The organism is Arthrobacter sp. 05T420 (assembly GCF_056396305.1).
The window spans coordinates 23,524-36,419 of record NZ_JBFTLG010000022.1; the positions used below are offsets into that span (position 1 = coordinate 23,524).

At 67.6% G+C, this 12,896-nt stretch carries 9 protein-coding genes; 8 read left to right on the plus strand and 1 reads right to left on the minus strand.

Annotated elements, in window-relative coordinates; genetic code table 11:
* Window positions 1-49: 49 nt before the first annotated feature.
* The 8 genes from AC1DEM_RS19125 to AC1DEM_RS19160 all read left to right on the plus strand — a co-directional run bounded on the left by AC1DEM_RS19125 (window position 50) and on the right by AC1DEM_RS19160 (window position 11,657).
* On the plus strand, window positions 50-1,066 hold the full coding sequence (locus AC1DEM_RS19125) for a LacI family DNA-binding transcriptional regulator (RefSeq protein WP_476885866.1): 1,017 nt from the start codon (window positions 50-52) through the stop codon (window positions 1,064-1,066).
* 108 nt (window positions 1,067-1,174) lie between these two features.
* Window positions 1,175-2,476 (plus strand): ABC transporter substrate-binding protein, encoded by a 1,302-nt coding sequence (locus AC1DEM_RS19130; RefSeq protein WP_476885867.1) that lies wholly within the window; start codon window positions 1,175-1,177, stop codon window positions 2,474-2,476.
* A 13-nt stretch (window positions 2,477-2,489) separates the two neighbouring features.
* The gene (locus AC1DEM_RS19135) at window positions 2,490-3,455 is read left to right on the plus strand and encodes a carbohydrate ABC transporter permease (RefSeq protein WP_476885868.1); all 966 of its coding nucleotides are present in this window, start codon (window positions 2,490-2,492) and stop codon (window positions 3,453-3,455) included.
* 1 nt (window position 3,456) lies between these two features.
* On the plus strand, window positions 3,457-4,434 hold the full coding sequence (locus tag AC1DEM_RS19140; protein WP_476885869.1) for a carbohydrate ABC transporter permease: 978 nt from the start codon (window positions 3,457-3,459) through the stop codon (window positions 4,432-4,434).
* A gap of 3 nt (window positions 4,435-4,437) precedes the next feature.
* A complete protein-coding gene (locus AC1DEM_RS19145) occupies window positions 4,438-5,529 on the plus strand; it encodes a glycoside hydrolase family 130 protein (protein ID WP_476885870.1) in 1,092 nt (363 codons plus the stop codon).
* Between the two features lie 59 nt (window positions 5,530-5,588).
* Window positions 5,589-7,727 (plus strand): hypothetical protein, encoded by a 2,139-nt coding sequence (locus AC1DEM_RS19150; protein WP_476885871.1) that lies wholly within the window; start codon window positions 5,589-5,591, stop codon window positions 7,725-7,727.
* A 78-nt stretch (window positions 7,728-7,805) separates the two neighbouring features.
* Window positions 7,806-8,870, plus strand: coding sequence for a glycoside hydrolase family 130 protein (locus AC1DEM_RS19155; protein ID WP_476885872.1), 1,065 nt, complete (start codon window positions 7,806-7,808; stop codon window positions 8,868-8,870).
* A 159-nt stretch (window positions 8,871-9,029) separates the two neighbouring features.
* The gene (locus AC1DEM_RS19160) at window positions 9,030-11,657 is read left to right on the plus strand and encodes a trehalase-like domain-containing protein (RefSeq protein ID WP_476885873.1); all 2,628 of its coding nucleotides are present in this window, start codon (window positions 9,030-9,032) and stop codon (window positions 11,655-11,657) included.
* A gap of 41 nt (window positions 11,658-11,698) precedes the next feature.
* Here the strand turns inward: AC1DEM_RS19160 and AC1DEM_RS19165 are convergent, their stop codons facing one another.
* Window positions 11,699-12,862 (minus strand): GmrSD restriction endonuclease domain-containing protein, encoded by a 1,164-nt coding sequence (locus tag AC1DEM_RS19165; RefSeq protein ID WP_476885874.1) that lies wholly within the window; start codon window positions 12,860-12,862, stop codon window positions 11,699-11,701.
* Between the last annotated feature and the right edge of the window lie 34 nt (window positions 12,863-12,896).

A 12,896-nucleotide genomic window follows, 5' to 3' on the forward strand; every position in this document is an offset into this window, starting at 1 on the left:
GTTCAGTGCAGGAAGCTGCCTCAGGACCACCTCCGAAAGGTATGGCTCCATGGCAGTCACCATCAGCGACGTCGCCCAAGCGGCCGGCGTCAGCAAGGGTGCCGTGTCCTACGCCCTCAACGGCCAGCCCGGGGTCAGCCCGGACACCCGGGACCGCATCCTCAGGGTGGCCAAGGACCTCGGGTGGAAGCCGAGCCTCCGGGCGAAAGGGCTGTCCTCAGCCAAGGCCTACGCGCTGGGCCTGGTGGTGGCCCGGGACCCTTCCCTGTTGGGAACGGACCCGTTCTTCCCGGCCTTCATCGCCGGGATCGAGACCGCGCTCGCCGAGCACGACTACACCCTGGTCCTGAGCGTCGCCACGGCGCCGGGCGCCGAGGAACGCTGCTACCGCAAGCTGGTGGACAACGGCAGGGTCGACGGCGTGATCCTCACCGATGTCCGGAGCAACGACTCCCGCATCCCGCTGCTGCTTGACCTGAAGTTGCCTGCGGTAACGCTGAACCGGCCCGACGCCAGCTCCCCGTTCCCGGCTGTGTCTGTGGACGAGTCGGCCGGGATCTTCGCGGCGGTGGAACATCTCGTGACCCTCGGACACCGCCGGATCGCCCATGTGGGCGGCGGCCAGGAGTATATCCACGGGCGGAGCCGCCGCCAGGCCTGGGAGGATGCGCTGGCCGCGGCCGGTCTTCCCTCGGACCACTTTGCCGCCGCCGACTTTACCGCTCCGGGGGGAGTGGCCGCCACCGCGGAACTGCTCCGCCGGGCGGACCGGCCCACAGCGATCGTGTATGCCAACGACCTCATGGCAACCGCCGGGCAGTCCTACGCGCAGTCCCTCGGGCTCAGCGTCCCGGGCGACCTTTCCGTCACCGGCTATGACAACGCGGAGTTCACTCAGTACCTCAACCCGCCGCTCACCACCCTGGCCACCGACCCCATGCTGTGGGGGCGGGTTTCAGCCCAAGTCCTCCTGAACCAGCTGGCCGGGACCCACCAGGGTGGGGATACAGCCCTCCCGGCGCCCCGCCTGGTGGTCAGGGCCTCCACCGGACCGGCCCCTGACTGACCGGTATCCGTCGACCGAAACCACAACCGCCGACCCTCATTTTTTTCCTGCTTGAACACACCTACCCCTGGCTTGCACCGTCAGGAAAACCCCTCCCAAGGAGACGCAATGAAGCGCTTTTCAATTGCCACGCGAGTTTTGTCCGTGGCCGCACTGACCATCATGGGAGCGGGCCTGGCCGGCTGCGGCGGCGGCGCCAGCGGCGGCACCGCCGATTCGGCCACGACGGCCAAGGGTCCCATCAAGATCTGGTACTCAAACAACGAGTTCGAGGTCAAGTGGGGCAAGGCCATGGTGGAGTCGTGGAACTCCGCCCACCCGGACCAGAAGATCGATGCCCAGCAGATCCCGGCCGGCAAGAGCTCCGAGGAAGTCATCGGCGCGGCCATCACTGCCGGCAATGCCCCGTGCCTGGTCTTCAACACCGCTCCGGTCGCCGTTCCGCAGTTCCAGAAGCAGGGCGGACTCGTGCCGCTGGATTCCTTCCCCGACGGCGCCCAGTACATCAAGGACCGCACCGGCGACCTCGCCGACCAGTACAAGTCCGGCGACGGCAAAATGTACCAGCTGCCCTGGAAGTCCAACCCCGTGGTCCTGTTCTACAACAAGGACCTCTTCACCAAGGCCGGACTGGACGCCGCGCACCCCAAGCTCGGCACACAGGCCGAATTCCTGGACACCGCCCGCACCCTGGTGAAGTCCGGGGCCGCCGCGAACGCGGTCTGGCCGTCCCCTGCCAGCGACTTCTTTCAGTCCTGGTTCGACTTCTACCCGTTCTACGCCGCGAACTCCGGGGGCGCTCCGCTGGTCAAGGATGGCAAGGCCACCTTCGACAGCGACCAGGGCAAGCAGGTAGCCACCATGTTCCAGACCCTGTACAAGGAAAACCTGGCCTCCAAGGAGGTCTACCAGGGTGACTCCTTCGCCGAGGGCAAGGCGGCCATGTCGCTGGCCGGGCCGTGGGCCATCGCCGCCTACAAGAACAAGGTCAACTGGGGCGCCGTGCCGGTACCGGCCGCGCAGGCCCAGACTGAAGGTTCCACGTTCTCGGACGCGAAGAACGTCGCGATGTACTCCGCCTGCGAGAACCAGGGCACGGCATGGGAAGTCATGAAGTTTGCCACCAGCAAGGAACAGGACGGCAAGCTCCTGGCGGACACCGGCCAGATGCCGATGCGCAAGGACCTCCCGGCCACCTACGCGGATTACTTTGCCAAGAACCCCCTCTACAAGCAGTTCGCGGAGCAGGCCAGCCACACTGTCGAGGTGCCCAACGTGTCCAACTCGGTCGAGGTCTGGCAGACCTTCCGCACCGCCTACGCCAAGTCCGTGATCTTCGGCAACGAAAGCGTCGACGCCGCGTTCAAGGCCTCTGCCGAGAAGATCGACCAACTCGCAGCCCAGAAGTAGCGGGTGAATCTCCATGTCACTTCGCTCAGCTGAAGGCGCCCCCGCCACAGGGGACGCCGCCGGGCGGGCTGGGGACAAGCGGCCGGCGGCCAGGAAACGCAAGAACTTCCTGGGCCGCCAGCCCTTGGGCCTGCTGTTCAGTGCCCCCTACGTCATCTACGTCCTGGGCGTGCTGGCGTTTCCGCTTGGCTACGCCGTCTACATGTCCTTCCACGACTTCTTCTTCACCGCGCCGAAGGTCAAGGTGGACCGCCCGTTCGTGGGCCTGGAGAACTACATCACGGTCCTCACGGACCCCGCCGTGCAGCGTTCCTTCGCCAACATCGGGATCTTCCTGCTCATCAACGTCCCGCTGACCGTGGGCCTGTCCCTGGTCCTGGCCAACGCCCTGAACCGTGTGACCAAGCTCAAGACGTTCTTCCGGGTCAGCTACTACGTCCCTTACGTCACGGCGAGCGTCGCCGTCGTCGGCGTCTGGCTGTTCCTGTTCCAGCAGAACGGACTGGTCAACTCGGTCCTCGGGCCGCTGGCGCCGAACCCCTCGTGGCTTGTGAACTCCTGGCTCGCGATGCCCACCGTGGCACTGTTCGTGACGTGGAAGCAGCTAGGGTTCTTCATCCTGCTGTACCTGGCCGCGCTGCAGAACATCCCGGAGGAGCTGTACGAGTCCGCCTCGGTGGACGGCGGCAATAAGTGGGTGCAGTTCTGGAACATTACCGTTCCCGGCGTCCGCTCGGCGAGCGTGCTGGTGACCCTGCTGGCCACCATCACCGGCGCCAACCTGTTCACGGAACCGTACCTGCTCACCGGCGGCGGCGGCCCGGACGGGGCCTCCACCTCACCGGTGTTCCTGATGTACCAGATGGGCATCCTGCAGGGGAATCCCGATCTGGCGGCCGCACTGGGTGTGGTGCTGGTGATCGGCGTGCTGCTGATTGCCCTGATCCAGAAACGCCTCGTGGGCGGGAAGGAGGACTGACATGTCAATTCTCAACAAGGCAGCTGCGCCCAACGACGAGAACAGCGGGAGCAACGACAGTAACGGACGCGACGGCGCACGCCGCCCCGGCACCCCCGCCGGCAAACCCGCCAGCAAACAGAGGGCAGGCGCCTCCGGCGTCGAGAAACGCAGGAGCCTCGGCCTCGGCAGCTTTCTGCTGCTGGCCGTGGGCGCGTTCGTCTTCCTCTTCCCGTTCTACTACATGTTCATCGGCTCGTTGCAGACCTCACCGGACACTTCGGTGGCCGGGGCGTTCCCCAACCCGGCGAACCTCACCGGCGAGAACTACGCCAACATCAACAACTCCATCAACCTGCTCAAGGGCCTGGTCAATTCGGGCATCTTCACCGGCGGCGTCATCTTCTTCACCGTGGTCTTCGGCCTGCTCGTGGGCTACGCCTTGGCGCAGATGCACTTCCGCGGCAAGGGGCTGGTGTTTGGCATGATGCTGCTGGTGCAGATGGTCCCGTTCCAGCTGCTGCTCATCCCGCTCTACGTGATGATCGTGCGGGACTATGGCCTGGCGGACACGTACCTGGGCATGATCCTGCCCTTCGCGATCAACTCCACAGCCGTGTTCGTCTTCCGTCAGTACTTCATGCAGCTGCCCTCCACGCTCTTTGAGGCGGCCAGGATCGACGGCGCCTCCGAGCTGCGGATCCTGTGGCAGATCGCCATCCCGCTGGTGAAACCCGCGATTGTCACGGCGGTCCTGCTGACCTTCATCGGGCCGTGGAACGAGTTCCTCTGGCCGTTCCTGGTGACCAAGGACCAGTCCATCCAGCCGCTCGCCGTCTCGCTGGCGAACTACATCTCCAACATCTCCGCAACGGCATCCAACCCGTTCGGCGCCATCCTGGCGGGCGCTTGCGTCCTCGCAGCACCCGCCGTCGCACTCTTCATCTTCTTCCAGCGTCAGTTCATTTCCACCAATATCGGATCCAGCGTAAAGGGTTAATCTATGACCTCCCCCCAGACTTCCGCACTCCCCACAGTCCCCTTCGCCCTCACCCGTGCCGGCGTCATCATGACCCCGGAACCGGGCAACGAATTTGAGGCGGAGGGTGTGCTCAACCCGGCCAGCGGCCGCGGTCTCGACGGCGAGCTCTACCTGCTGCCGCGCCTGGTCGCCAAGGGCAACGTCTCCCGCGTGGGACTGGCCAAGGTGGTCATCGAAGACGGCGTCCCCACCGGCGTCGAACGCCAGGGCATCGTCCTGGCCCCCGACGAGGGCTGGGAACGCGGCCTGAACAACGCCGGCACCGAGGACCCCCGCACCACCTGGGTGCCGAGCCTCGGCAAGCACCTGATGACCTACGTCGCCTACGGCCCGCTGGGCCCCCGCCTGGCCTTCGCCTACTCCGAGGACCTGCGCAACTGGCACCGGCTGGGCCCGTGCCTCTTCGGCTACCAGGCCGACCTGTCGATGGACCTGAACCTGTTCCCGAACAAGGACGCCGTGTTCTTCCCGGAGCCGGTCAACGACCCCGACGGCGTGCCCTCCTACGCGATGCTGCACCGCCCGATGTGGGACCTCGGCTGGATCCGCGAGGGCGAAGGTGAGCACCTGCCGGCCGGCGTCACCGACAACCGCCCCGGCATCTGGATCTCCTACGTTCCGGTCGCGGACGTCGAAAAGGACATCAGCAACCTCGTGCACATGGCCAAGCACCGGCTCGTCGCGCTGAGCGAGTTCCCGTTCGAGGAACTGAAGATCGGCGGCGGCCCCGCCCCGATCCGCGTGGACGAAGGCTGGCTGCTGATCCACCACGGCGTCTCCGGTGAGCTCGCGAAGTCGGCGTTCGACCACCAGCAGAACGTCAACTACACCGCTGCCGCGATGATCCTCGACGCCGATGACCCCTCCAAGGTGATCGCCCGCAGCGACAAGCCGCTCCTGGCGCCCGAAACCGAGGACGAGATGTCCGGAATCGTGCCCAACGTCGTGTTCCCGACAGCGATCGAGAAAATCGGCGAGCAGCTGTTTGTGTTCTACGGCATGGCGGATTCGAAGATCGGTGTCGCCAAGCTGGACCGGATTCCCGCCAACTAGGACCTCCGCCGCCCCCGCCCGACGACCAGACAGCCAGCCCAGCCAGCCAGGAGCCACCGATGACGAACAACGATGTCCGCCCGAAACGAAGAAATCGATTCACGGCCGTGGCCGTGTCCGCATCGATGCTCCTGCTCGTGTTCCCGCTTGGGGCGGGTGCCGCCGGCGCGGCACCCGCCCCGGGGACGGCAGCTGTCCCGGGTGGGGCGCCTGTCCCGGGCGGGGGGACAGGGAAGCGGGCTGCCGTTCCGGCCGCGCCCGCCGCAGCACCCCTGACCAACCTCAGCCATCTGAACTTCCTGATGGACACCGTGCCGCTCACCCCGGTGGAGGGGCACACCACCTATCAGCTGGACCGGATCCCCTCGGCCCAGGCGCCGTGGACGTACGCGGACAAGAAAGCGGACGGCAGCTACGCCCGGATCGGCGGCGGGGACCTGGACCCTGCCACCGGCCACTGGAGCCAGGGCGCCTATAATGCCGACGACATCGCCCGCACCGCCGTCGTTTACCTGCGGCACTGGAAGCAGACCGGCGACCCCGCCAGCAAGGAACGCGCCTTCCAGACCCTGCGCTCCCTGACGTACCTGCAGACCACGGCCGGGCCCAACGCCGGCAACGTGGTCCTCTGGCAGCAGGCCGACGGCACGCTCACGCCGAGCGCCAAGCCGGTGGAACTGCCGGACCCCTCCGATTCGGCCGAATCCTACTGGCTGGCTCGCACCGTCTGGGCCCTCGGGGAAGGCTACGCCGCCTTCGCCGGCGCCGACCCGGCCTTCGCGTCCTTCCTGCGCGAACGCCTGCAGTTGGCCCTTGGCTCGCTCGACAAACAGTCCCTCGCCAAATACGGCACGTATGACACGGCCGACGGCGTCAAGGTCCCCGCCTGGCTGATCTCCGGCGGCGCCGACGCCTCCGCCGAGGCCGTGCTCGGGCTCGCCGCCTACAACAAGGCGGCCCCCGGCGACCGCGTCGCCACCCAGGCGCTCACCCGGCTGAGCGAGGGCGTCGCCGCGATGTCCTCGGGCTCCAGCACTCAATGGCCCTTCGGCGCGATCCTGCCGTGGAACAAGTCCCGGACGCTCTGGCACGCCTGGGGCGGGATGGCTCCGGCCGCAGCCGCCACCGCCTCAACCGTGCTGAACAAGCCCCGGCTGCTCGAAGCCGCCGTGAAGGATTCCGCCCAGTTCACCCCGCAGCTGCTCGCCGCGGGCGGGCCGGACAACGCCTGGAGCCCCACGCCCGGCGAGGCACAAATCGCCTACGGCGTGGACTCCCGTGTCCAGAGCCTCGTGGCGACCGCGAAGGCCGCCAAAGCCCCCGGCCTGCTGGAGCTCGCAGCCATTGCGGCAGGCTGGTTCTTCGGCGCCAACCCCAGCGGCGCCCCCGCCTACAACCCCGCCGCCGGCACCGCGATCGACGGAATCGAGCCCGACGGCCGGGTGAACCCGAACTCCGGCGCCGAATCCACCATCCATGCCCTGTTGACCATGCTGGCGCTGGACGCCAACCCGGAGCTGAAGGCCAAGGCGCTCGGCATCACCCGCACCGTCTCGACCCACGGGCTGAGCGTCGTCGAGGCCGAATCCGGTGCCATCGCAGGCAACGGCACCGTGGTCAGGCCCGCCTCAGCCTGGACCGGGGAAGCCAACCTCTCCGGCGGCGCCTACGTCGCTCTGAAGACAGGTGCGTCCCTGAGCCTGCCACTGCCGGCCGCCGGGGAACCCCGCAATATCTACCCGATCGTCAACCAGGGAATCGCCCCCTCCGGCTCGACCAGCTGGACCGCGGGCAAGGGCCCGCTTGGCAGCACCCGGAACGGCGGCGCCGGCGCCCAGGGCATCACCGATGCGCCGGGCGTCCTCTTCCCGTTCGCGCTGAAACGCGCGCTGCCCGCCGCGGCGGCCGCCGTCGTCGGCACCACCGACGGTGACGTCGCCCTGGATGCCCTGCTCATCCAGCCGCAGCTTTCCACAGTCTCGGTCTCCGGAGCCGGCGGCGAATCCACGCTGTACGTCAGCGCGGCCCCGGAACGCATTGAACGGACGGTGAACCTGCCCGCAGGCTTCCGCCTGACCCAGCAGGCATTCGATGCGTCAGGCCGGCCCGTAGCCCCGGGCCCGCGGCAGGCGGACGGGTCCGGCCGTGTCGCTGTGGCCCCGGGCGGATTCACCTGGGTGACGACAGTCCGTAACTAACACCTATCACCGCTAACACCGATCACCACGGCCCGTGGTCCCGGCGGCTTGGCATGCTTTGATGAACAGGAAGACCCCATGCAAAAAATCACTACCCAGGCACTGCTCAAGACTTACGAGGGAGCGCTCACGTTCAGCAACCCGCTGACCGATACCATCTCCACCGATCAATTCTCCGCCGAGTACCCTGAACGCCCGGAATGGGCTGTGGGCCCGTTCCGCAAGGACGACTCCCTGACTTTCCGGCAGGTCCAGGACTGGGACGACCCCACCGGCATCGGCTGGACGGCGGATTCGATCTTCAATCCGTCCCTCATGGAGCGGGATGGCAAGCTCTACCTTTTTTACCGGGCCTCCCCGCGCAAGGAATCAGTCTCCAGCCGCATCGGTGTTGCCGTCCTCGATCCCCAAACCGGGTGGCAGGACAACCCGTCCAACCCGGTCATCTACCCCACCATGGACAATGAGATCCTCGGCTGCGAGGATCCCAAGGTGTACCAGGCCAATGGCCGGTACTACATGTTCTACAACGGGATCTGGACGATCGACCACAGCGATGAACAGCCCGGCCAGAATTCCGAGGCGTATCCCCTGGGCGATGTTGGCTGCGACATCAATGTTGCCGTGTCAGATGACCTGATCCACTGGGAAAAGCTCGGTTTGGCGGTCCCCCACGAGATTTCGCGTTACTGGGCCAAGGGGGCCGTCATCCCGCGAAACGCCCGCGGCGAAGCCGTCAAGATCGGTGGCGACTACCTGATGTATCTCTCCGAGGGCTGCGGTGGAACCACCCACGTTGGACGGTCCTCCGACATGGTGAACTGGACGTTTGAGCCGCAGGACTACCTGGACCTTGAACCGCTGGGCGGCTCATTGCACGAAGTGGCCTGCGCAATCGTCGGCGAAGGCGAACGGACCGAGCTGGTCCTGGACTTCTTCTATGGCGACGCCAACGGGCAGTTCTCCGCAGCTCAGGCACTGTATGACACCAACCAGCCCTTCACACAGAAGGCGCTCCACAAGGGTGGATCGCTGGCGTGGGGAGGGCTGCTGAAGTGCGGTGGAAGCTGGGTGTTTGCCCAGGGATGGGATGCTCCCAAGGGATCCAGGGAGATGTACTTCTACCGCGCCGACCGCAGCTAGCGCCCAAACGCCCGGTTATGTTCCCGGCGGCCTGCAGACGTTACATACCTGCAACCGCCGGGACACCCGGGCGAAACTGCGTCAGGAGGATACTGGAAGTGCGCCCTTCCGAGGACGCTTCTCATGCAGGCATTGGGGACTATTCGAAGGACTCCGCACATGCCCACTCCGCTCAACCAGTCCTTGGCTGACTCTGCCCTCCTGACCAAATCCCTCCCGCTGGGCCTGCTCCGGGCCTTCGTGCAGACTGACGCCGCCGATGACGGGCTGACACCCCAACTGCTGGCTGAGCTCAAGGTCCTGGCCCGCACCCCCGGGCTGCTGGTGGCGTGCAACTACGGCGGAACGCTCTGCGCGGCGGAAGGGATCTCGACCGAGACCCTGCCGCTGGCCAGTGCCGCGATCGCCCTCCGCGCGCTCGCCGCCCTGCCCAATACGCACGCTGCCGTCATTTCCGGCCGGTCCCTCCGCGACCTCGCCGCCGTCTCACGCCTGCCCGCCGAGGTGCATCTGGTGGGCTCGCACGGTGCTGAGTTCGACATGAGCTACGCGCATGGGCTGTCGCTTGCCACCGAATCTGTGGTGCAACAGGCCAGCCTGGCACTTGCGGAAACCGTGGGCGCCTACCGTGGCATCACCATCGAGCGGAAGCCGGTTGCCGTGTCGGTGCACACCCACGCGGCCGCACCCGACGTCGTTGCACTAGCCGCCGAGCAGGCAGAGAAGATCGCGCAGGCGCACGGGCTCACCTTTATTGTGGACGGCTCGGTGCTGGACCTCTCCGCGGTGAAACCTTCCAAGGCCTCCGCACTGGAGCACCTGCGCTCCGTGCTCGGCGCCAGTGCCGCACTCTACGCCGGCGACGCGTCCAGCGATGAGCTGGCCATGGCAACGTTGCGCGGGCCGGACATGGCGCTGCGCGTGGGGGAGGGGCCCAGCGTGGCGAACCACAGGCTCCGGGACACGGAGTCGTTCGCCCGGGTCCTGGCGATCCTGTTCGAACTGCGGCGGGCGTGGCTTTTCGGCGAGGATGCCGTGGGGCTGGAACGGCACTCCATGATCGGCAACGGCTCCTCCACCGCCCTGATCACGCCGGACGCGAAGATCTGCTGGATGAGCCATCCGCGGCCGGACTCGGGGTCGCTGTTTGCCCATCTCCTCGGCGGCGATGCGGCCGGCCACTTCTCCGTGGAACCGGTGAAGTCCTCTCAGGTCCTTGGCCAGCGCTACGTGGACAGCACCATGATCGTCGAAACCCGCTGGGCCGACGTCACGGTGACGGATTACCTGGAGCCGGCCCCCACAGGCATCACCAGCCTGGTCCGCGTGCTCTCCGGCACCGGCACAGCCCGGATCATTTTCGCGCCGCGGCCGGACTACGCGAATGCGCCGTTCAGCATGGAGGTGCGCGGCACGGAACTGCACGTCGTGGGAACCGCGGATCCCATCACCCTTCGGGCGCCCGGAGTGGCCTTTTCCATCACCTCGGACGGGCGGCACGCCACCGCCACGGGCGACGTCGACCTGCGGGATGGCCCCGTGGTCCTCAACCTGCGCTGCGGTGACACGGAACCGCAGCCGGCGGTGCCGGAGGACGAGACCGGGCGCCGCGCCGCCGTCGTCCATCATTCCCGGCGCTGGGTCCACGAGCTGCAACTGCCTGGCGTGAAGCCCTCGCTGGTCCGCCGGTCCGCGCTGGTGCTCCGGGCCCTGGTCCACGAACCCACCGGCGCAGTGCTGGCCGCGCCCACCACCTCACTGCCGGAGGGAATCGGCGGCACCCGGAACTGGGACTACCGGTACTGCTGGCTGCGGGACGGGTCCATGACTGTCAACGCCCTCGTGGACCTGGGCTCCACCGCCGAGGCCGAGGGCTTCCTGGCCTGGCTGGGCCGGATCCTGGCCAGCGCCCCGGGCCCGGAGTGGCTACACCCGCTGTACTCGGTGACCGGGGCGCCGCTGTCCACCGAGGCGATCATCGAGAGCCTGCCCGGCTACGCGGGATCGCGCCCGGTCCGGATCGGGAACGCTGCCGACCACCAGGTGCAGCTGGACGTATTTGGCCCGATTGCCGAGCTGATTCACGCCCTCAGCGCCCGCCAGGGCGTGCTCTCCGACGACCACTGGGAGCTGCTGGTCCAGATGGCCGCGGCCGTGCTGGCCCGCTGGCATGAAGCGGACCACGGCATCTGGGAGGCCAGGCGGGCGCCGCGGCACCATGTCTACACGAAGGTGATGTGCTGGGTGGCGCTGGACCGGGCGCTGCGCACGGCCGCCCGGCATGGCCGGGAACCGCTGCCGGCCTGGGAGCCCACAGCGGCGAAAATCCGGCAGGAAGTCCTGCGCGAAGGCTGGGACGACTCGGCCAACTCCTACACCGTGGCGTACGACAGCCCTGACCTGGATGCAGCTGTGCTGCACATCGGCCTCTCCGGCCTGCTGGAGGTCAACGACCCCCGCTTCCTGGCCACCGTCACGGCGGTGGAACGGGAACTGCGGGTGGGGCCCACCGTTTTCCGCTACCGGTACGACGACGGCCTGCCCGGCCTGGAGGGCGGCTTCCACATCTGCACCACGTGGCTGATCGAGGCCTACATCGCCGTCGGCCGGATTGAGGAGGCCTGGGACCTCTTCGACCAGCTGGTGAACCTGTTCGGCCCCACGGGGTTGTTGCCGGAGGAATACGATCCCGGTACGGAAACCCACCTGGGCAACCATCCCCAGGCGTATTCGCACCTGGGCTTCATCCGCTGCGCCCGGCTCCTGCACGACCACCAGAGGAACTGACCACCACCGGTCCACACAGGGACCGGAAGCAGGGCCGACCGCTACTCGCAGCCCACGCCGTCCCCGTCGCGGTCCAGCTTCCGGCTGTACCCCGGCTGGCCGACATGGATGGGTGCCGCGCCGGCTGCGCGGACCGCGGTGCAGTTCGCGTAGGACACCGCGGCTGCGGGGGCGGCAGGCGCGGGCGCCATCTGGACCTTCGCCGGGGCTGGCGCGGGTACGGCCGCAGGCGCCGCGGTGGGTTGCCGTGCTGGTGGTGCCTGCGCGGCCTTCGCTGGAGCGGAGGCCGGCCGGTTGGTCGGGGCCAGGGCGTCCGGGCAGTCCGAGAGAACCCGGGCCATGGCATCGTGCTCGGCCTGGGTCACCCAGAGCCCGTAGCTGGACTTCACTGAAATTTGGCGGGCGACGTAGGTGCAGCGGTAGGACTTGTTCGGCGGCAGCCACGTCGCGGCGTCGCCGTCGCTCTTGCTTTGGTTGGCGGGGCCGTCCACCGCCAGCAGGTTCAGGGGATCGTTGGCGAAGGCCAGCCGCTGCGCCGGGCTGAGCTTCTGCGCGCCCTTCTGCCAGGCGTCGCTGAGGGCCACGACGTGGTCGATCTGGACCGCGGTGCTGGTGGCGTTGCCGCGCCGGAAGTTGATGGCGGTGGCCGTGTAGGGGTCGGCCAGGACGCCGGAGAGCACCACGCAGTCCCGCGTCCCGGGCTTGAGCGCGAGGGCCGTGAGGTCGCGGCGGAGCATGTCATTGCGGGTATCGCAGCCGTTGTGGTCAACGTCGGACCAGGCCGGGCCGAACTGCTCGCGCGAATAGCCCGTCTTTGGTGCGCGGCCCTTGACGGGCAGCGTCGCCAGCACCTCGCGGGCTTTGCTCGCAAACGCTGGGTGCTGGTGCGGGGCGGCGACGCCGGTAACATCGACGCTGGGAACGTCGACGCTTGGAACATCGACGCCAGGTGTGCTGTCCGGATCCAGCGGGGTGCTGTCCGCGCCGGCCGACGCGGTGGCGTGGGAGCTCGCGACGGCGGTCGGAGCGGCAGCCGGGGCCGTCCCGGGGCTGGCGCAGGCCGTGGCAGATACCAGCAGCAGCCCTGCCAGTCCGGCCGCGATCCAGTCGACCGCGCCGATGTTCCGGCTGCGTACGCCCTTCGGATGGGCGTCAACTAAGTGGATGCTGCCTGATGTGACCCTGCCTGATGTAACGCTGTGCAATTCTTCCCCAATTCGTGCTGGCGCCCGTCGTATT